General features: G+C 73.3%; 19 protein-coding genes. 7 read left to right on the forward strand and 12 right to left on the reverse strand.

Going from position 1 to position 19,360, the window contains the following annotated elements; translation table 11 throughout:
• Nucleotides 1-76: 76 nt before the first annotated feature.
• Nucleotides 77-658, forward strand: coding sequence for a PPA1309 family protein (locus P3T27_RS09200; protein WP_280676271.1), 582 nt, complete (start codon nt 77-79; stop codon nt 656-658).
• A gap of 18 nt (nt 659-676) precedes the next feature.
• Here the strand turns inward: P3T27_RS09200 and P3T27_RS09205 are convergent, their stop codons facing one another.
• The 4 genes from P3T27_RS09205 to P3T27_RS09220 form a co-directional block, all read right to left on the reverse strand.
• Nucleotides 677-1,792 (reverse strand): PDZ domain-containing protein, encoded by a 1,116-nt coding sequence (locus P3T27_RS09205; RefSeq protein ID WP_280676273.1) that lies wholly within the window; start codon nt 1,790-1,792, stop codon nt 677-679.
• Between the two features lie 42 nt (nt 1,793-1,834).
• A complete protein-coding gene (locus tag P3T27_RS09210) occupies nt 1,835-2,008 on the reverse strand; it encodes a hypothetical protein (protein WP_348534074.1) in 174 nt (57 codons plus the stop codon).
• Between the two features lie 244 nt (nt 2,009-2,252).
• Complete coding sequence (locus P3T27_RS09215) at nt 2,253-2,693, reverse strand: molybdenum cofactor biosynthesis protein MoaE (RefSeq protein ID WP_280676277.1); 441 nt, start codon at nt 2,691-2,693, stop codon at nt 2,253-2,255.
• 185 nt (nt 2,694-2,878) lie between these two features.
• On the reverse strand, nt 2,879-3,922 hold the full coding sequence (locus P3T27_RS09220; protein WP_280676279.1) for an NAD-dependent epimerase/dehydratase family protein: 1,044 nt from the start codon (nt 3,920-3,922) through the stop codon (nt 2,879-2,881).
• 304 nt (nt 3,923-4,226) lie between these two features.
• On the opposite strand from P3T27_RS09220, the gene P3T27_RS09225 reads away from it, so the two are divergent.
• Entirely contained in the window at nt 4,227-5,780 is a 1,554-nt protein-coding gene (locus P3T27_RS09225) for a zinc-dependent metalloprotease (RefSeq protein ID WP_280676281.1), read from the forward strand.
• Nucleotides 5,777-6,364: an NUDIX hydrolase gene (locus tag P3T27_RS09230; protein WP_280676283.1), complete on the forward strand. Its 588-nt coding sequence runs from the start codon at nt 5,777-5,779 to the stop codon at nt 6,362-6,364. The genes P3T27_RS09225 and P3T27_RS09230 overlap by 4 nt, the downstream gene beginning before the upstream one ends.
• Nucleotides 6,365-6,438: 74 nt before the next feature.
• On the opposite strand, the gene P3T27_RS09235 is transcribed toward P3T27_RS09230, so the two are convergent.
• The gene (locus P3T27_RS09235; protein WP_280676285.1) at nt 6,439-7,098 is read right to left on the reverse strand and encodes a M48 family metallopeptidase; all 660 of its coding nucleotides are present in this window, start codon (nt 7,096-7,098) and stop codon (nt 6,439-6,441) included.
• Between the two features lie 324 nt (nt 7,099-7,422).
• On the opposite strand from P3T27_RS09235, the gene P3T27_RS09240 reads away from it, so the two are divergent.
• Nucleotides 7,423-8,511 (forward strand): ThiF family adenylyltransferase, encoded by a 1,089-nt coding sequence (locus P3T27_RS09240; protein WP_280676287.1) that lies wholly within the window; start codon nt 7,423-7,425, stop codon nt 8,509-8,511.
• 323 nt (nt 8,512-8,834) lie between these two features.
• Here P3T27_RS09240 and P3T27_RS09245 read toward each other — a convergent pair whose 3' ends face one another.
• The gene (locus tag P3T27_RS09245) at nt 8,835-10,358 is read right to left on the reverse strand and encodes an MFS transporter (RefSeq protein WP_280676289.1); all 1,524 of its coding nucleotides are present in this window, start codon (nt 10,356-10,358) and stop codon (nt 8,835-8,837) included.
• 165 nt (nt 10,359-10,523) lie between these two features.
• On the opposite strand from P3T27_RS09245, the gene P3T27_RS09250 reads away from it, so the two are divergent.
• The gene (locus tag P3T27_RS09250; protein WP_280676292.1) at nt 10,524-11,252 is read left to right on the forward strand and encodes a TetR/AcrR family transcriptional regulator; all 729 of its coding nucleotides are present in this window, start codon (nt 10,524-10,526) and stop codon (nt 11,250-11,252) included.
• A 229-nt stretch (nt 11,253-11,481) separates the two neighbouring features.
• Nucleotides 11,482-12,879 (forward strand): AarF/ABC1/UbiB kinase family protein, encoded by a 1,398-nt coding sequence (locus P3T27_RS09255; RefSeq protein WP_280676294.1) that lies wholly within the window; start codon nt 11,482-11,484, stop codon nt 12,877-12,879.
• 93 nt (nt 12,880-12,972) lie between these two features.
• Here P3T27_RS09255 and P3T27_RS09260 read toward each other — a convergent pair whose 3' ends face one another.
• From P3T27_RS09260 to P3T27_RS09275, 4 genes are all read right to left on the reverse strand, one after another.
• Nucleotides 12,973-13,371 (reverse strand): hypothetical protein, encoded by a 399-nt coding sequence (locus P3T27_RS09260; protein ID WP_280676296.1) that lies wholly within the window; start codon nt 13,369-13,371, stop codon nt 12,973-12,975.
• Nucleotides 13,368-13,685, reverse strand: a complete 318-nt coding sequence (locus tag P3T27_RS09265) for a WhiB family transcriptional regulator (RefSeq protein WP_280676621.1) — start codon at nt 13,683-13,685, stop codon at nt 13,368-13,370. Before P3T27_RS09265 ends, P3T27_RS09260 begins: the two co-directional genes overlap by 4 nt.
• Before the next feature lie 219 nt (nt 13,686-13,904).
• Nucleotides 13,905-14,351, reverse strand: coding sequence for a hypothetical protein (locus P3T27_RS09270; RefSeq protein ID WP_280676298.1), 447 nt, complete (start codon nt 14,349-14,351; stop codon nt 13,905-13,907).
• A gap of 261 nt (nt 14,352-14,612) precedes the next feature.
• Entirely contained in the window at nt 14,613-16,781 is a 2,169-nt protein-coding gene (locus tag P3T27_RS09275) for an ATP-dependent DNA helicase UvrD2 (RefSeq protein WP_280676622.1), read from the reverse strand.
• A gap of 298 nt (nt 16,782-17,079) precedes the next feature.
• On the opposite strand from P3T27_RS09275, the gene P3T27_RS09280 reads away from it, so the two are divergent.
• Complete coding sequence (locus P3T27_RS09280; protein WP_280676301.1) at nt 17,080-17,337, forward strand: mycoredoxin; 258 nt, start codon at nt 17,080-17,082, stop codon at nt 17,335-17,337.
• A 27-nt stretch (nt 17,338-17,364) separates the two neighbouring features.
• Here the strand turns inward: P3T27_RS09280 and P3T27_RS09285 are convergent, their stop codons facing one another.
• Both P3T27_RS09285 and nudC read right to left on the reverse strand, forming a co-directional pair.
• Entirely contained in the window at nt 17,365-18,204 is an 840-nt protein-coding gene (locus tag P3T27_RS09285) for a GntR family transcriptional regulator (protein WP_280676303.1), read from the reverse strand.
• A 209-nt stretch (nt 18,205-18,413) separates the two neighbouring features.
• Complete coding sequence (gene nudC, locus P3T27_RS09290) at nt 18,414-19,355, reverse strand: NAD(+) diphosphatase (protein ID WP_280676305.1); 942 nt, start codon at nt 19,353-19,355, stop codon at nt 18,414-18,416.
• Nucleotides 19,356-19,360 lie beyond the last annotated feature (5 nt).

Here is a 19,360-nt window from a genome sequence, read left to right on the forward strand (position 1 = left end):
CCCCGCTCCGGCCGTTCCCCGCCTCTCGGACGGCGCCCGGCGCCCGCGCCCCCGCCCGACGTGTGAGGATTGGGGCATGTCCGACGCGCCCAATGCACTCAACTCCCCCGGCTCCCCCGACGACGTCTCCAAGCTCCCCGCCGCCACCCCGCTCACCCGGGCCGCGCTGGAGATCGACGAGTACGCCGCCACGCTCGGCTGGGACCTCCCGGCCCGGCTGTTCGCCCTGGTGGACAGCTCCGCCCTGCGCAAGGCCGACCCGAAGATCGCCGCCCAGCTCGGCCTCGGCGACGACGACACGGCCGGCCTCACCCCGGTCGAGCAGGACGAACTGCCGGCCGGCATGGAGCTGGACAAGTTCCTCGGCACCATCGCCTGGCCCGACGCGGTGGCCGGCTGCGCCCTCGTCGTCGAGCGGATGATGCTGCCGCCCGGCGCCGAGCAGTCCCGCCCGCGCAACGCCAGCGACGCCCAGCTCGCCGAGTGGGTGGCCAACCACCCCAAGCGCGAGGAGGTGCGGATCACCGCCGCCGTACTGCGCGACGGCAAGCGGGAGATCGCGCTGCGGCTGCGCTCCAAGGACACCGCCCGCGAGGTGCTGACCGGCCCGGACCTGGTGCCCGGGCTGACCAAGGCGCTGCTCGCGACCTTCTCGTAGCCGCGCCCCCGCGGGGCGCTACTTCGCGGCGCAGGACGGCAGCGCGGAGGTCTGCCCGGAGCGGATCTGCTCCAGCGACTTCAGCGCGCCGTCCAGCGTGTCCGTCTTGATCAGGGTCAGCCCGGACGGGATGCTCTTGGTCGCCTCGGCGCAGTTCGAGGACGGGGTGAAGAAGTACTCGGCGCCGGCGTCCCGGGCGGCGATCAGCTTCATCGATATGCCGCCGATCGGGCCGACCTTGCCGTCGTCGTCGATGGTGCCGGTGCCCGCCACGAACTTGCCGCCGGTGATGTCGCCGCCCGGGGTGAGCTTGTCGATGATGCCGAGCGAGAACATCAGCCCGGCACTCGGCCCGCCGACGTCCTGCAGGCCGATGTCGATCTGGAACGGGTAGGTGTGCCGGATCGCGGTGCCGATGCCGACCACCGCGAGCTCCGCCCGCTCGGCCGGCGCCTTCGGGTCCAGGTCCTTGGCCCGCACGGTGGGGACGGTGACGTCGGTCCTGCTCCCCGGGTTCGCGCCGCCGTTGCCGGAGGCGTCCTTGACCCGCGGCACCACGGTGAAGACCGCGGACTCGCCCGGCTTGTGCTTGGTGACCGCGGCCACCACCTGCTCGACCGTGCTGACCGGCGCGCCGTCGACCGCCACGATCTGGTCGCCCGCGTGCAGCCGGCCCTCGGCCGGGGCCCCGGCCGTGACCGACTTGACGATCAGCTCATTGCCCACCGGGACGCCCAGCTGGTTGAGCGCGGCGGTGCGGGCGCTGTCCTCGGAGGAGGCGAACTCCTCGGCGTTCTGCTTCTTGGCGTCGGCGTCCGTCTGCCCCTTCGGGTAGACGTTGCCGTGCGGCACGACCAGCACGTCGTCGCGCAGCCAGCCGACCACCGCGTTGACCAGGCTGGGCTCGTACTTGGCCCCGGTGACCTGGACGGTGGTCATGTTGAGGTGCCCGGTGGTCGGGTACGACTCGCGCCCGGTGATGGTGATCACCGGCTTGCCGCCCTGGTTGCCGAGCGTGTTGTACGTCGGCCCCGGGCTCATCTCCGTGTACGGCACCTTCATCAGCACCGAGACGCAGAGCAGCGCTATGAGCAGCAGGGTGGCAGCGAGCATCGTCGCGGAGCGGCGTGGCATGCCTCGACAGTACGGGACGCCGGTGAGCGAGCGCCCCCCGGGCTACCGGCCGGAACCGTCCCCCTGGGCGCCGCTCCCGGCGGTGGTGCGTTCCATCGCGGCCATGAACCGCCGGTGCTCGGCGAGTGAGGCCGGGTCCCCCGTGGCTCTCGGGGCCCGCTGGGCCCAGCCCGCCCACAGCGCGGCGAGCAGGACGGCGACAACCGGAATGATCAACCAGGCGAGCGCACCCATATCAGTACTCCCAGCTCGTCGTGTCTACGAGCAGATTAACCACTCCGGCGGACAACGCGGGCAGCGCCGTCCGGGTTACGGGAGGGCCGATCGGCTCACCGCCAGGGAGTATTCGGAGCACCGGCCCGGACCCGTTCGAGTGAGAGCCCGGCGCGCCTGGCATGATCGCAGCACTACGTGTGCACATGGCGACTCTCCGCATGCGGACCGCCGGCCGGAGGCCGGGTCAGCAGCTGCCGGCGCCGACCCACTCCTCCTCGCCGTCGGTGAAGACCTGGTGCTTCCAGATCGGCACCTCGTGCTTGAGGTCGTCGATCAGCCGGCGGGCGGCCGCGAAGGCCTCGCCCCGGTGGGCGCAGGACACGGCGACGATCACCGCCTTGTCGGTGATCTCCAGCCGGCCGATCCGGTGCACCGCGGCCAGCGCCTTCACCGGGAAGTCCGCGACGACCTTCTCGGCGATCCGGCGCATCTCCTGCTCGGCGGTGGGGTGGCAGCTGTACTCCAGCGCGGTGACCGACTTGCCGCCGTCGTGGTCACGGACCGTCCCGACGAAGACGGTCGTACCGCCGGCCGCGTCGTCGCCCACCGCCTCGTACACCTCGTCCAGCGAGAGCGGGGTGTCGCGGATGGCGAGCAGGCGGATGGGGTCGTGATTCTCGGACATGCCCCCATGATTCCCCATCCCGGGTGGTTTGGGGCAAGTGGCTTCCGCATCACGATCCCGTGATTCCGCATCGTGAGAAAGCATCGGCCGGGCGCCTCGGCACCGCGGGCTTCGGGACGGCAGGCTTCGGGACGGCAGGCTTCGGAACTGCGGGCCGCCCGACGTCCGTCCCGGAACCGCGGGCCTCAGAAACGGCGCCGCTTGCGGGCCCGGCGCACCAGCGCCGCCGTACCGACCAGCGCCACCGTCGCCCCGGCCGCCCCCAGGCTGGTCGCGGCCTCCTTGCCGCCCAGCCGGCGCCCGGCCACCGCGTGCTTGCCGGCCACCTGCCCCAGCAACTCGGCCAGCACCTGCTCATTGGTGTGCGCCGGACGCCAGCCCGCCTCGTGCAGCCGGCTGCCGGACACCACCCACGGATACATCGTGTAGGCCAGGTCCCCCGCCGGGGCCGGGGTCAGGCCCAGCCGGTGCAGCCGGGCCGCGGTGCCCAGCGCCAGCGAGGCCGGCAGCTCCATCCGCCGGATCCCCGACAGCCGCTCCACGTCCTCCTGCTCCAGCCAGCCGTCGCAGCCGACCGTCACCTCGCCCTCCACCAGGCCCAGCGCCGCGTACTCCAGCGCCGCCGCCAGGTCGTCCACGTGGCAGAACTGCCAGCACGGGCGGGAACCGGCCACCACCAGCAACCGCGGCGCCTCGAAGTGCCGGGTCAGCACGGTGTCCACACCGGGGCCGACCACCACGGCCGGGCGCAGCACCGTCACCTGCAGACCCGGGTGGGCGCGCGGCGCGCGGCGGGCCAGCCGCTCGATCTCCAGCAGGTCCCCGACCAGCGAGGCCTCCTCGGTCGCCCGCAGCTCGGAGTCCTCGGCCAGCGGCACCTCGTTGTCGGCCAGCGCGCCGTAGACCATCGCGGAGGTGCAGAGCACCACCCGGTGCACCCCGGCGGCCGCGGCGGCGGTCAGGACGGTCTGCGCGCCGCGCACGTTGTAGGCGCTGCGGGCGCGCGGATCCGACTCCATGCCGAAGTCCATCGCCAGGTGCACCACCACGTCCACCCCGGACAGCCGCTCGGCCACCGCCGGGTCCCGCACGTCCAGCACCCGCCACTGCACGCCCGGCACGTCGCCGCGCCGGTCGTCCACCGCCAGCACCTTGCGCACGTGCGGCGAGGCGACCAGACGGGCGGCGACCCGCTCGCCGAGCACGCCGGCGGCACCGGTGACGGCCACGGTGACCGGCCGTCCGCCGTAGGCTGGAGGCGGCGACGCCGTGGTGTCCGGGGCGTCCTCTCCTCCGGTCAGCCCAGAGCGAACGTCCGAAGGCGGGGAACTCACCGGCCATCCTCCACGGTTAGCTTATGTGCGTACGGACGTGTGTCACGTACGTCCATCCTGCCCGAGGCGAAGGCCCGGCGGTGCACCCGGCGCGGGCCTGCCGCGTGGGAGCCGCCCACGAGCCCCCACTCCGCCGCTGCCCCGGGCGGGCAGCACATCCCGCCACACCCGCATGACGGCCGACCGGATCGAGGACCCCGTGAGCGACCTTCCCTTCGGATTCGGCGTTCCGCCCGAGGAGCCCGAGGACGGCAAGGCCAAGCCCGACGACGAGCAGAAGAAGCAGGACCAGGGCTCCGGCGGCTCCGACCAGGGCGGCGCGCAGCCGTTCGGCTTCGGCGCCGGCAACCCCTTCGGCGCGCTGTTCGGCACGCCCGGTGGGGCCCCGGGCGGTCCCGGCGGCGACAACCCGTTCGCCGCGATGTTCGGCGGCCTCAACCCCAACGACCTCGGCGCCGCGTTCCAGCAGCTCGGGCAGATGCTCTCGTTCGAGGGCGGCCCGGTGAACTGGGACCTCGCCAAGAACATCGCCCGCCAGACCGTCGTCGCCGAGCCCGCCGAGGGCAAGAGCAAGGACCGCTCGGTCAGCGCCACCGAGCACTCCGCCGTGGCCGAGGCCGTCCGGCTCGCCGACCTGTGGCTCGACGGCGTCACCGAGTTCCCCTCCGGCGCCGGCACCGCCGTCGCCTGGAGCCGCGCCGAGTGGATCGAGGCCACCCTCCCGGTCTGGAAGGACCTCGTCGACCCGGTCGCCGAGCGGGTCGGCAACGCCATGGGCGGCGTCCTGCCCGAGGAGATGCAGGCCATGGCCGGCCCGCTGATGGGCATGATGCGCTCGATGGGCGGCGCCATGTTCGGCACCCAGATCGGCCAGGCGATCGGCGCCCTCGCCGGCGAGGTGGTCGGCTCCACCGACGTCGGCCTGCCGCTCGCCCCGGCCGGCAAGGCCGCGCTGCTGCCGCAGAACGTCGCCGAGTTCGGCGAGGGCCTGAACGTGCCCACCGACGAGGTCCGGCTCTACCTCGCCCTGCGCGAGGCCGCCCACCAGCGGCTCTTCGCCCACGTGCCATGGCTGCGGGCCCACCTGCTGGGCGCCGTCGAGGCCTACGCCCGCGGCATCAAGGTCGACACCTCCCGGATGGAGGAGCTCGTCGGCCAGCTCGACCCGAGCAACCCGGAGGCGCTCCAGGAGGCACTGGCCGGCGGGCTGCTCCAGCCCGATGACACCCCCGAGCAGAAGGCCGCGCTCGCCCGCCTGGAGACCGCGCTCGCGCTGCTCGAAGGCTGGGTCGACGCCGTCGTGCACGCCGCCGCCGAGCCGCACCTGCCGCAGGCCGGTGCGCTGCGCGAGACCGTCCGCCGCCGCCGGGCCGCCGGCGGGCCCGCCGAGCAGACCTTCGCCACCCTGGTCGGCCTGGAACTGCGCCCGCGCCGACTGCGCGACGCCGCCCGGTTGTGGGCGCTGCTCGCCGACGCGCGCGGCATCGAGGGCCGCGACGCGCTCTGGCAGCACCCGGACATGCTGCCCACCGCCGCCGACCTGGACGACCCGGACGCCTTCGTGCACCGGGGCGGCGCCGACGACCTGGAGGGCGGCCTCGACTTCGACGCGATCGACAAGCTGCTGGGCGAGGCCGCCGCGGGCGGCACCGCCGCCAAGCCGGACCTCACCAAGAACGACGGGCCGGCGAAGAGCGACGAGCCGAAGCAGGACGACGGCGGCACCGACGGGAAGGGCGAGCCCAGCGCATGACGGTCACCGACACGGGGGCGTCCGCCCTGCACGCGGACGCGGTCCGCGCCCTGACCGGGTGGCGGCCCGCCGAGGAGGAACAGGAGCGGCTGCGGCGCGACTACCTGGCGCACCTGGCCGAGCAGCCGGAGGGTCTGTACCGGTCCTGTCTGCCCGCGCACATCACCGCGAGCGCGGCGGTCGTCGACCCGGCGGCCGGGCGGGTGCTGCTCACCCTGCACCCGAAGGTCGGCATGTGGCTGCAGATGGGCGGGCACTGCGAGCCCGACGACCGCGACCTCGCGTCGGCCGCGCTGCGGGAGGCCGTCGAGGAGTCCGGCATCCCCGACCTGGTCCTGCTGGAGGTGGACGGCGCCCCGGTGCCGGCCAAGCTGGACCGGCACCTGGTCCGCTGCACGGGCAAGGACAAGCCGGAGAACACCCACCTGGACATCCAGTACATCGCGGTGGCACCGCCCGGTGCGCAGGCACTGATCAGCGAGGAGTCGCTGGACCTGCGCTGGTTCGACTACGACCGGCTGCCGGAGCTGACCGACCACTCGGTGCGGGATCTGGTGGCCCGGGCACGCCGGCTGACCAGTTGAGGTGAGACACCAAGAGGGGGCGCGGGCCTTATCGGCCCGCGCCCCCTCTCGTCGTTCCCACGTACGACCGGTCGTCAACCGCAGGAGCAGGCCGGGTCGGCGCCCCGGTCGGCGTGCCGGGCGCCGGGGATGTGCGGCAACCGGGCCGCCGAGACCACGCCCTCCAGATAGCCGCGGGCCCGTTCGGTGCGGGGGTAGGCCTCCAGCAGGGCCCAGAACGCCGGTCCGTGGTCCGGCACCAGCAGGTGGGCGAGTTCGTGCAGCAGCACGTAGTCGAGCACGTACTCCGGCATGCCCTGCAGGCGGTGGGAGAGGCGGATCGTCCCCTCACTGGGGGTGCAGGACCCCCAGCGGGAGTTCTGGTTGGTGACCCAGCGGACCTGGACGGGCTGGGCGCGATCGCCCAGGTAGGCGGCCGACAAGCCGCGGGCCCGCTCCATCAGCGCGTCGTCCCCGAGGATCCGGCGGCTCTCCTGGGCGGCGAGCTTCTCCAGCATCTGCGCGACCCAGCGCTGCTCCTCGGAGTGCGACATCCGGGCCGGGATCAACACGATCGTGCGGTCGCCCTCGCGATAGGCCGAGACGGTGCGGCTCCGGCGGGCGCTGCGGCGCACCTCCACCCGACCGCGGTCGTGCGGCTCCGGTGGCGCGGGCGCGGCGGGTGAGTGCTGCGGTGACGCGGGCCTCGACTGCTGATCCTGGTCCGGGCGCCCACGCGTGCTGGGCGCCGCCACTTGCGACCCGGACGCTGCACGGGCACGCCGACGCGACGCCGATGGATGGGAGTCCCGCTCGGCTGCCATGGCACACGACGTTACCCGGTACCCCTGACAGAAGTCCGCTGCCGTGGCCGAAATCTTTCGTGGAGTGATCGGGAACGAAAAGTCGACGGAGGGTGTCCGGAAACCGACATCGGAGGGGATGTGCAGTTATCCACAGGGCCTACGAACAGATGATGTGATCATGGACCTTCGCCTGTGGATAACTTTGCGCACGACGTCGGCGCGATAGGGCATGCTGCGGTCAGCCGTCCGGAAACGATCGGAAGGGAGATCGCCGTGCGCCTCGTCCTGAAGCCCGCCCTGTCCCGCAGCTGGCGGGACTCCGACACCCTGCAGTTCGGCACCGTCACCCGCTACGCCGGGGTGCTCGGCCAGGCCGACAAGACCCTCTGCGACTTCCTCGGCCTGGTCGACGGAACCCGCGACCGGCCGGAGCTCCTGGAGGCCGGCGAGCGGATCGGCCTCGGCCGGGAGCCCGCCGACGCACTGCTGACCGACCTGGAGGAGACCGGGTTACTGGACGACGCGGAGGCGACCGACACGGCGCTGGCCCGCTTCCCCCAACCCCACCGGGACATGCTCGGGCCGGACCTCGCCTCGCTCTCCCTGGTCCACTCCGGCCCGGGCGCCGCACCGGCGATCCTGGCCCGGCGGGCCGACATCCGGATCGAGGTCCGCGGCGCGGGCCGGGTGGGGGCCGCCGTGGCGGCCGTACTCGCGGCCGGCGGAGCAGGCGCGGTCACCGTCGTGGACGGCGGCCGGGTACGCCCCGGCGACTGCTCCCCCGCGGGGCTGCCACCGGGAGACGTCGGGCGGCTGCGGTCGACGGCCGCACGGGAGGCGGTGCAACGAGCCTCGGCCCGGCCACTGGTGCCCGTGCCCCGGCGGAAGGCCGACGGGCCGCCACCCGATCTCGTGGTGCTCGCGCCCAGGGACGGGAGCGGGGCCTTCGCCGGTGGGACGTACGAGGCCCGACTGCTGCTCCGGGCCGGGGTGCCGCACCTGTACGTGGGAGTGGTCGAGGAGTTCGGGGTGATCGGGCCCCTGGTGCTGCCGGGGGTGTCGGCGTGCGGACACTGCCTGGTCCTGCGCCGGGAGGACGAGGACGCCGCCTGGCCCCGGGTCCTGGCCCAGCTGGCGGACGGCGGGCCCGGCCGGGCGCGCACACCGGCCTGCGACACCGCGCTGGCGACGACGGTGGCCGGGCTGGCGGCGCTGCACGTCCAGGTCTACCTGGACGGCGGGCGGCCGCCGAGCGTGGACGGGTGGTGCGAGGTGTCGGCGAGCGACGGGATGCCACGGCGTCTGCGCCTGCGCGGGCATCCGGACTGCGGGTGCCTCTGGCAACCGCTGCCGCCGAGGTAGGGAGGAGGAGAACGAGCGGAACGTGCCGGGGCGTCGGCTCGGCGGCTGCGAGGCTCGGCAGCCGCCCGACCCGAAGCCACGGCACCCCGGGCGGACGCCCGGCCAGGTGAGCCCATGGCCCGCGCCCTGCCTGGGGGCAGGGCGCGGGCCGGTCGAAGCTGGGATCCGCCATTCCGGGCGGGCGGTGGGTGCGGAAGGTGGTGGGCAGGCGGGAGGCGGAGGAGGGGGGAGGGGGCCCCAGCAGAGCGCCACAACACGCCGAAGGCCGGTGCCCCCAGGGCACCGGCCTTCTCGGTGAGGTGGACCGCCCGGGCCCGCCGGAGTCAGGCGCCGATCCCGGCGCCCTCCGCCGGCGCCTCCGCCGCGACCGCCTCCGCCTTCCGGTCCCGCATCAGCAGCGTGGCCACCAGCGCCGCCGCCAGCACACCGACCGCGCTGACCGTGAAGGTCGTCGACATCGCCGAGGTGAACGCCTCCCGGACGGTCCGGACGAGCCCGGCGTCCCCGTTGGCCAGCGCCAACGCCCCGCCGATGGAGTGCTTCGCCTCCTCCGGCATCCCGGTCGGCATCCCACTCGCGAAGCCGCTCGACAGCAGCGAGCCCAGGATGGCGATGCCGAGCGCGGTACCGGCCTGCTGGATGGTGTCGTTCAGCGCCGAGCCGACGCCCGCCTGCTCCGCCGGGATGGTGCCCATCAGCGCACCGACCGCGGCCGGCATCGCCAGGCCCGCACCGAGACCGAGCAGTCCGAGGGCGATCGCCGGGACGGCGAAGCCGGTGTCGGCGGTGACGGTGGTCAGCAGGGCGAAGGAGGCGGCCATGACGAGCATTCCGGCGAGGATGAGCAGGCGGTTGCCGATCTTGGCCGCGAGCTTGGCGCCGACCCCGTTGCCGACCAGCGCGGCGATGGCCAGCGGCACGAACGCGAGGCCCGCCTTGACCGGCGAGTACCCGAGCACGAACTGCAGGTACTGGGTGAGCACGAGCAGCAGGCCGCCGTTGCCGATCTGCACCAGGGTCAGCGACAGCGAGCCCCCGCTGAAGTTGCGCTGCTTGAAGAGCACCAGCGGCACCATCGGCGCGGAGGTGACGTTCTCCCACACCACGAACCCGCCGAGGCCGAGCACCGCGACGGCCAGGGTGACCAGGGACTGGCCGCCGAAGGCACCGTGCTGCGGGATCTCGATGATCCACCAGACCAGCGCGGTCATGCCGACCGCGGACAGCACCGCGCCGAGCGGGTCGGGCTTCTGCCACGGCCCCTTGGACTCCGGCATCAGCAGCAGGCCCGCCAGGATCGCCAGCGCCACGACCGGGACGTTGATGAAGAAGATCGAGTGCCAGGAGAAGTGGTTGATCAGCACGCCGCCGAGGACCGGGCTGCCGACCAGCCCCAGCATCGCCACCGAACTCCAGGCGGCCATCGCCTTGTTGCGCTCGTCCTCGTCGAAGACGGTGATGAGGATCGACAGCGTCGAGGGCATGATCAGCGATCCGCCGACGCCCATCGCGACCCGCGCCGCGATCACCTCGCCGGGGTTGGTGCAGAAGGTCGCCGCGAGGGAGGCCGCCCCGAAGAGCAGCAATCCGATGATCATGATCTTCCGGCGGCCGAAGCGGTCTCCGAGGCTGCCGGAGGTGAGCAGCAGCCCGGCGAAGACCAGGACGTAGGAGTCGAGGATCCACTGGGTGTCCTGGGCGCCGGCGCCGAGGTCCGCCGTCATCGAGGGCACCGCGACCGTCAACGCCATGCTGTCGACCACCAGGACGAGCGAGCTAAGGCACAGCACGATCAGGATCCACCAGCGGTGCGGATTGCGACCTTCGACCACCTTGCGGGCTTCCATCAGCCACCCCTCCATTCTGCGCACACCGTTCCCCCGGTGCGCACTCCGTTCCTGCCATGCGAACACTGTACGCATTGAGGAACAGTGTGCGCAACACCAGACTCCTGTACGCTCAATGCGAACGGTGTACGCAACGAAGCAGGAGCAGAGGGAAGGGAAGCCACCATGGCCGCCAAGACGAACCCGATCCCGTCCGTATGGGCCCGCCGACAGCGCGAGCCCGACCAGCCCGCACTCAGCCGGGCCGCGATCGTCCGCGAGGCGATCACCATGCTGGACGCCGAGGGCATCGAGGCCCTGAGCATGCGCAAGCTCGCCGCCCGCCTGAACGCGGGCGCCACCTCCCTCTACCGGCACGTGGCGACCAAGGACGAGCTGATGGAGCTCGCGGTGGACGAGGTCTTCGGCGAGATCACCCTGCCGCCCGCCGACAGCCCCGACTGGCGCGCCGCCGCCACCGAGGCCGCCGGGGCGTTCCGGGCGACGGCCCTGCGCCACCCCTGGCTGTCGTCCATCCTCGGCCAGGCCGGCCTCGCCTACCTCGGCCCCAACCTGATGTCCTACGGCGAGCGGCTGACCGCCTTCTTCGCCTCGGCCGGCTTCCCCGAGCCGGCCCGGGCGATCGACACGGTCATCTCCTACGTCGTCGGGATGAGCACCACGGAGGCGGCCTGGCTCACCACCGTCGCCCGGGCCGGCGAGAGCGAGGCCGAGTTCATCGCCCGTCTGATGCCCGCCGCCCAGGAGGCCACCGCGGGCTTCGACCACCTCACCGACGCCTACGCGGTCGCCACCGCGGACCCGGAACCGGACCCGGCCGCCGTGCGCGACGCCAAGTTCGCCTACGGCCTCGACGTGGTCCTGGACGGTCTGGCCCTCCGCCTGCCCCGCTGACCGCCGCCCCGGTTCCCCGCGCCCGGCCCGACCGGACCGAGCCGCCCGACTCCCCCGCACCGGACCAAGCCGCCCAACTCCCCCGCAAAGGGGCAGCGGCCGCGGCCCGCGCACGGTGCTCCCCTCCCCACCCGGGGAAATACCGCCGGGGACGGGGTGGGGAGCGGGCACAATGGCCTAGTGATGGTGGGCCGTCCGGTGTCGGGGGGCCAGGGAATTGGAGGCCCGGGTGAGCGATCTTCCGCGCAAGGCAGTGACCCGCACGGCACGGCTCGCCGCCCTGCCGCTGGGAATAGCCGGTCGCGCCACGCTCGGACTGGGCAGGCGCATCGGCGGCCGCTCCGCCGAGGTGGTGACGGCCGAGCTCCAGCAGGCCACCGCCGACCAGTTGTTCAAGGTCCTGGGCGAACTCAAGGGCGGGGCGATGAAGTTCGGGCAGGTGCTGTCCGTCTTCGAGGCCGCGCTGCCCGAGGAGGTCGCCGGGCCGTACCGGGCCGCGCTCACAAAGCTGCAGGACGCCGCTCCCCCGATGCCCGCCGCCAAGGTGCACACCGCGCTCGCCCAGCGACTCGGGGACAACTGGCGCGAGCTGTTCCGGGAGTTCGACGACCGACCGGCGGCGGCCGCCTCGATCGGGCAGGTGCACCGGGCGGTCTGGCACGACGGGCGCCGGGTCGCGGTCAAGGTGCAGTACCCGGGCGCGGGCGACGCACTGCTCGCGGACCTGACGCAACTGAGCCGGGTGGCTTGGCTGTTGGGCCCGTTGATCCCCGGGCTGGACATCAAGCCGCTGATCACCGAGCTGCGCGAGCGCGTGTCGGAGGAACTGGACTACGAGCTGGAGGCGCAGGCCCAGCGCCGGCACGCCGAGGAGTTCGCCGACGACGCGGACATCCTGGTGCCCGACGTGGTGGCGCAGGCCGACCAGGTGCTGGTCACCGAGTGGATGGACGGCACCCCGCTGGCCGAGGTGATCGCGAACGGCACCCAGGAGGAGCGCGACCGCGCCGGGCAGCTGCTGGCCCGGTTCCTGTTCGCGGGCCCGTCCCGGACCGGCCTGCTGCACGCGGACCCGCACCCGGGCAACTTCCGGCTGCTGAAGGACGACGGCCCGGCGTCGGGCTGGCGGCTGGGGGTGCTGGACTTCGGCACGGTGGACCGGCTGCCGGGCGGGCTGCCCGAGCCGATCGGGGCGTCGTTGCGGATGGCGCTGGACGGCGACGCGGCGGGCGTGCTGACGATGCTGCGCGAGGAGGGCTTCGTCAAGCCCTCGATCGAGCTGGACCCGGACGCGGTGCTGGACTACCTGCTGCCGATCATCGAGCCGGCCGCCGTGGACAGCTTCCACTTCACCCGGGCCTGGATGCGCGCCCAGGCGGCCCGGATCGCGGATCCGCGCTCACCCGCCTACAACCTGGGCAAGCAGCTGAACCTGCCGCCCGCGTACCTGCTGATCCACCGGGTGACGCTGAGCACCATCGGCGTGCTCTGCCAGCTGGGCGCCCAGGCGCCGTTCCGGGCGGAGATGCTGGCGTGGCTGCCCCGGTTCGCCGAACAGGAACCCGCGAAGCCGGCCGGCCGCAGGCCCGCGAGCGGAAAGGCCGCCGGCCGCACCCGCAAGAGCTGACCCGGACGCAGCAACGGCCGCAGGCCGCTCCCCATGACGGGGGGCGGCCTGCGGCACGACGGGGGTGAAACGCGGGGAGGCCCCGCGCCGCGACTACATCAGCGCGACGGCGAGGGCCTTGCGGGCGCGCAGCGAGGCGCGCTCGGCCCGCTGCTTGAGCCGGCGGGCCCTGGCGACCCGGGTGACGAGGCGTTGGTGCTCCGCCTCGTGCAGGCGCTCTTGCATATGGGCCCGGGCCAGGGATTCGTGGAGGAGTTGCATTTCGAGGGTCCTGTTCTGGATCTGAAGTTCGGTGGTCTGCTCGGCGCGGACGGTCGGATCGATGGCGGCGGCGGTCATGTGGTGGTCCTGCTCGTGGTGCGTGCTCGGGAAGGGGACTGGTCGGGCTGCGTCGGCCTTGGCGGCGGCGATCCGGACGGAACGGCGGAGGGAGGTGTCCAGCAGGGGCTGCTCTCCCCGGCGGACGGCCCTGGCGCCGTGGGCGGGGTTCACGCCATGACCTCGGTCTTGCGCGGACGGCCACGCGGCCGCTTGCGGGCCACGACGACGCCCTGGACGAAGAGCTCGCCACCCCAGACGCCCCACGGCTCGCGCCGCTCCAGCGCGCCGGTCAGACAGGCGTCCTTGACCGGGCAGGTGCCGCAGAGGGACTTCGCGTACTCGACGTCGGCGGGCGTCTCGGCGAAGAAGACCTCGGGGTCGAAGGCGCGGCAGGGGATGGGGAGCCCGAGCGCCTCGGCCTGCTCGATGGAGCTGATCTGCATGGAAGGAACCTCCGGAGGGTCGGCCTGGTCGGCCTTGGTGATCTGGCTTGTCGGCGGTACGGACGGGATGGGCGGTGTGATGACCGTGGACACTGTTGGCGTCTTCCTCGTCTTCTCAGTGGTTCCGGCCCAGATGGCTGGTGGGTCTGGGCCGGAGGCCCCGGGGGGCCTGGGTGGTCTTGCGTACCGGACAAAACAGAAGGGCCGCGGATCCCGGTGTGACGGGTTCCGCGGCCCTGGAGGTGCCGACCTGAGGCTTGCTCAGGTTCGTTCTCTCCAGGGTTCAGGCCCGCGGAAGGCCCGCATCCGGATGGCCTTGGCGCCCGCGAGGGCCGCCATGGCCTGGTTAATCTGCTGCTCGTTCTGCTTCTGGGCGTTTCCGGCACCGATGACCTGCGCATAGTCGCCATGCATGGCGGCGGCTACGAGTGCCTTCGGTGCCTGGGTCGGTCGCTCATCACGCAGGGAGCGCGACGTGCCGAACGACGCCCAGTCGCGGGACAGACCGGTCTCGACAGCGGTGCCTTCGACGTTCCTGCCGGCCGCGCCGCAGAGATCAGTGTGTCCAAGGGCACTGACAGCGGGGACGACGGAGACACCGGTGGTGTCGAGACCCAGACCGGTTCCACCGAGCTCGGCGAGCGCCCGCAGACGGGCGGCACGCAGGGAGGCAGCGACAACGGTCTGGCCAGTCAGTTTGGTGATCATGATGTTTCCCACTGTCTTCGCCTCCTCTCGGCGTCTCGCGGAGCCCGGTTCCCCCGGCTCCGAATGTTCGGATGTCTGTCTCGGTGAAGCTGTTGGGTGTGGGGGATTCGGCACAGGTGTCACCCCGTGCGATCGCGTCCCCTTGACCGCTCCGGCAGGCTATTGCGCTCCCGGTATGCCGCGCAAACTATTTTTCGCGGCGGGTTCCGAAGTCCCCCGAGCGGCCCCCGGGCGACTCGCCCGGACCGCGCCCGGACCGGCTCACGCCGGATCGACCGGCTCGCCGTCCTCGACACCGTCCGGATCCTCCACGGGCTCCTCCCCCGCACACAACGAGAGCACGGCGGCCCCGTACTTGTCCAGCTTCAGCGCACCGACCCCGGAGATGACCGCCAGCTCCTGGCGACTGGCCGGCACGTCCTCGGCGATCGCCATGAGCGTCGCGTCGGTGAACACCACGTAGGCCGGTGCTCCCTGCTTCCTGGCCTGCCCGGCCCGCCACTCGCGCAGCCGCTCGTACAGCGCCTCGTCCATCGTGGACGGGCAGCTCTCGCAGCGGCGCAGCTTGCGCTCGACCGCCTCGGTGAGCACCTTCTCGCAGACCCGGCACTTCACCGGCCCGCGGACCCGCCGCCCGGCGGAGCGCTCACCGGGCTCGACGCCCCCGCGCCCGCTCCGCCCGCCGGTGCGCGCGCCGGGCGCGCTGGAGCCCGGGCGCAGCCCGTCCATGAAGCGGCTGGGCTTGCGGCTGGCGCGGCCGCCCGGGGAGCGGCTGAGCGCCCAGGAGAGCGAGAGGTGCTTGCGGGCGCGGGTGACGCCGACGTAGAGGAGCCGGCGCTCCTCCTCGATCTGCTCGTCGGTCTTGGCGTAGATGATCGGCAGGGTGCCCTCGGTGAGGCCGACGAGGAAGACGGCGTCCCATTCGAGGCCCTTGGCGGCGTGCAGCGAGGCGAGGGTGACGCCTTCGACGGCGGGGGCGTGCTGGGCGGCGGCCCGGGCGTCGAGTTCGGCGACGTAGGCGGCGAGTTCGGCGCCGTGGCCGGCGGCGGCGCGGGTGCGCTCGAACTCCTCGGCGAGCCGGACGAGCGCGGCGAGGGACTCCCAGCGGTCGCGGACGGCGCCGGAGCCGGCGGGCGGTTCGGCGGTGAAGCCGCGGGTGGCGAGGACGGCGCGGACCTGGCCGGCGAGGTCGGGGGCGTCGGCGGTGAGCGGGTCGGCGGCGGCCCGGGCGGCACCGCGCAGCAGGACGCCGGCGTCGCGGACCTCGGGGCGTTCGAAGAACCGCTCGGCGCCCTTGAGCTGGTAGGGGACGCCGAGGTCGGCGAGGGCCTGTTCGTAGACCTCGGACTGGCCGTTGGTGCGGAACAGGACGGCGATCTCGCTGGCGCGCACGCCGGCGGCGAGCAGGTCCTTGATCCGGCGGGCGGTGGTCTCGGCCTCGGTGGGCTCGTCCTCGTACTCGGTGTAGACGGGTTCGGGGCCGGCCTCGCGCTGGGAGACGAGTTCGAGCCGGTGCCGGGCGGCCTCGCCGCGGGCCTGGGAGAGCAGCCCGTTGGCGAGGTGGACGACCTGCGGGGTGGAGCGGTAGTCGCGGACCAGCTTGACGACCGTCGCCTCGGGGTGGCGGGTGCGGAAGTTGAGCAGGTAGTCGGGGGTGGCGCCGGTGAAGGAGTAGATGGTCTGGCTGGCGTCGCCGACGACGCAGAGACTGGCGCCGCCGCCGGGGCCGGTCCACTGGTCGAGGAGGCGCTGCTGGAGCGGGGAGACGTCCTGGTACTCGTCGACGGTGAAGTGCCGGTACTGGCCGCGGACCTGGTCGGCGATGTCGGGGCGGTCCTCCAGGATGGCGGCGGTGAGCAGCAGGACGTCCTCGAAGTCGATCACGCCGCGGCGGCTCTTGGCCTCCTCGTAGACGCGGTAGACCTGGGCGGTCTCGGCCGGGTCGCGGGGGGCCTCGCGGCCGGACTTCTGGACGGCGGCGGGGTAGTCGTCGGGGCCGATCTGGGTGACCTTGGCCCATTCGATCTCGGCGGTGAGGTCGCGCAGTTCGGTGCGCTGGACGCGCAGGCCGCAGCGGCCGGCGGACTCGGCGACGAGCTGGACCTTGCGTTCGAGCAGCGAGGGGACGGGCCCGCCGACGGCGCGCGGCCAGAAGTACTGGAGCTGGCGCAGGGCGGCGGCGTGGAAGGTGCGGGCCTGGACGCCGTCGGCGCCGAGCTGGCGCAGCCGGCCGCGCATCTCGCCGGCGGCGCGGGCGGTGAAGGTGACGGCGAGGACCTGCTGGGGCTGGTAGACGCCGCTGCGCACGCCGTAGGCGATCCGGTGGGTGATGGCGCGGGTCTTGCCGGTGCCGGCGCCGGCCAGGACGCAGACGGGCCCGTGCAGGGCGGTGGCGACGGCGCGCTGTTCGGGGTCGAGCCCGGCGAGCACGGCGTCGGGGCCCGTGGCGGCGGTGGGGTCGGCCCAGAGGGAGCCGTGGGGGCCGTCGGACGGGCTGCCGCTCAAGAGGTCTTCCTGCATGCGTTCCATCCTCTCAGCCCGCTGGGACAACGGGGGTGGGGTTGTCCACAGGTCCGGTGTGATCGCAGGATGATCGCTGCGCACCGGGGCGCGCGAGTCCGTTCGTGCGCCGCCGTCTGCGCCGGGGCGTGGCCGTGCGGAATGACCGCCGCGCGGCGGGCGTTCCCGCCTTGAGACCGTACGCCCTCTTCCTGAAGGAGCCTCCTCGATGTCCGGCAGCGTGACGATGTACAGCACGACCTGGTGCGGGTACTGCAACCGACTCAAGAGCCAGCTGGACCGGGAGGGGATCGGCTACACGGAGATCAACATCGAGGAGGACCCGGCGTCGGCGTCCTTCGTCGAGTCGGTCAACGGCGGCAACCAGACGGTGCCGACGGTGCTGGTGACGCCGAACGCCGGCGGCGAGCGGGTCGTGATGACCAACCCGAGCCTGCTGCAGGTGAAGAAGGCCCTCGGGGTCTGAACCGGCCGGGGCCCGGGTCGGCGCGCGTCACGGCGCGTCGGCCCGGGCGGGGTCGACGGGCGCGGCGGGCGCGGGCAGGATGGTGCGCGCCGCGAGGTCGCCGATGCCGTAGACGAGCCGGCTGCGGTCGGCGGAGTAGCGGGTCTCGATGACCCGGACGGGCCCGCGCCGGTCGAAGGTGACGCGGGTCTGCACCATCAGCGGCACGCCGGGGCCGCCCTGGAACCACTGGGCCTCCTCGGGGCCGGGCATCCGGGCGACCAGGTGGTCGACGGCGCCGATCTCGGTGCGGCCGAGTCCGTTGAGGACGGCCTCGTCGCCGCCCTCGACCGGGTCGGGTTCCATCAGCGGGGTGCCGGCGGCGAGTCCGGCCCGGTAGTGGCTCTCCTCGATCGAGTAGGGCTCGCGGTCGAGCAGGCGCAGCTGGCGGCGGACCACGATGGCCTCGCCGGGGCGCAGTCCGAGCCGTTCGGCGATGTCCACCCGGGCCCGGACGATCATCATCTCGAAGTCGCTGGTGAGTTCGCGGCCGGCCTCGGCGGCCTCGCCGAGGTAGACGGCGGAGGGCAGGGCCAGGCAGTCCCGGGGGGTGGGGGCCAGGGTGGGGCCGTAGGCGCGGTGGTCCAGGACGGGGTGTTCCCGCAGGTAGGTGCCCTTGCCCTGGAGGCGGACCAGGCGGCCTTCGTTGACCAGGACGTCGACCGCGAGCCGGACGGTGTTGCGGGCGACTCCGTACTGGCGTTCCAGTTCGCTCTCGACCGGCAGCGCGGCGTCGGCGGTGAACTCGCCCTCGGCGATCCGGCGGCGCAGGTCGGCGGCGAGGCGCTGGTATTTGGGGGATTGGGCGGTGCCCCGGGGGATTGTCACCCGAGTGAATGTAGCGAGCGCCGTGGCGGGGTTTCAGCCGTTTCCGGCAATGTCGTCCGCGCGGGTTGACGGCGGATACCGGGTGGCGTGCGGCGGTAGCAGAACTGGCCCGTCCGGCCACGAACATCCGATCGTGGCGGATTCGGGAGGGGATGGAAAAGAAAAACGGGGGCGCGCGGCATAATCCGCACGCCCCCATTCGGACAGGATTACCAGCGCGCCGCCGACGGCAGCGGTCCGCCGTACCAGAGCTCGACCAGGTGGCGCGCGATCGAGATCCCGGACGGCGGCAGGATCTCCCCCGCCTCCATCCCGGCCTTCAGCTCCTCGCGGGAGAACCAGCGCGCCTCGGCCAGTTCCTCGCCGTCCACGGTGATCTCCGTGCCGCCCGGCAGTGCCCGGCCCGTGAAGCCGAGCATCAGGCTCGACGGGAAGGGCCAGGGCTGGCTGGCGACGTAGCGCACCTCGCCGACCTTCACACCGGCCTCCTCCTGCACCTCGCGCACCACCGCCTGCTCGATCGACTCCCCCGGCTCGACGAAGCCGGCCAGGGTGGACCAGCGGCCCTCCGGCCACAGCGCCTGGCGGCCGAGCAGGCAGCGGTCCTGCTCGTCGGTGATCACCATGATCACCGCCGGGTCGGTGCGCGGGTAGTGCTCGGCCGCGCAGGAGGTGCAGCGCCGCACGTGCCCGGCACCGGCCTTCTCGGTCGGGTGCCCGCAGCGCGAGCAGAAGCTGTGCAGCCGGTGCCAGTGCTCCAGCGCGACGGCGTGCACCAGCAGTCCGGCGTCCCGGTCCGACAGCAGCGCGCCGACCTCGCGCAGCCCGGCCGGACGGGCGTCGCCGTCCAGCCGCCCGGGCAGGCTGTCCCCGGCCAGCGCGAAGTACGAGACGCCGTCCTCGTCGGTGCCCAGGAAGTACCGGTCCCCGGTCTGCGGCGCCTCGAAGGAGGGCAGCAGCACGAGTTCGGTGCCCTGCGCGGTGTCGACGACGAACGCCTCGCCGCCGGCGATCGGCAGCACCCGGGTGGCCGGGTGGCTCCAGGCGGCCGCCAGCCAGGGCTCGTCGAACCGGTGCTCGGCCGCCCGGTCCACCCCGGCCCGGGCCAGTGCCAGGTTCAGTGGGCGTTCGGTCTCAGGCACGGTGCTCACTTCGT

The sequence above is a fragment of the Kitasatospora sp. MAA19 genome (assembly GCF_029894125.1).
Taxonomy (GTDB): Bacteria; Actinomycetota; Actinomycetes; order Streptomycetales; family Streptomycetaceae; genus Kitasatospora.

Bases quoted from the DNA above. Each gene is read 5' to 3' on its own strand.
- P3T27_RS09205 (WP_280676273.1), bottom strand. From the start codon at position 1,792: ATGCCACGCCGCTCCGCGACGATGCTCGCTGCCACCCTGCTGCTCATA.
- P3T27_RS09280 (WP_280676301.1), top strand. From the start codon at position 17,080: ATGTCCGGCAGCGTGACGATGTACAGCACGACCTGGTGCGGGTACTGC.
- P3T27_RS09270 (WP_280676298.1), bottom strand. From the start codon at position 14,351: ATGATCACCAAACTGACTGGCCAGACCGTTGTCGCTGCCTCCCTGCGT.
- P3T27_RS09250 (WP_280676292.1), top strand. From the start codon at position 10,524: ATGGCCGCCAAGACGAACCCGATCCCGTCCGTATGGGCCCGCCGACAG.
- P3T27_RS09230 (WP_280676283.1), top strand. From the start codon at position 5,777: ATGACGGTCACCGACACGGGGGCGTCCGCCCTGCACGCGGACGCGGTC.
- P3T27_RS09200 (WP_280676271.1), top strand. From the start codon at position 77: ATGTCCGACGCGCCCAATGCACTCAACTCCCCCGGCTCCCCCGACGAC.
- P3T27_RS09215 (WP_280676277.1), bottom strand. From the start codon at position 2,693: ATGTCCGAGAATCACGACCCCATCCGCCTGCTCGCCATCCGCGACACC.
- P3T27_RS09245 (WP_280676289.1), bottom strand. From the start codon at position 10,358: ATGGAAGCCCGCAAGGTGGTCGAAGGTCGCAATCCGCACCGCTGGTGG.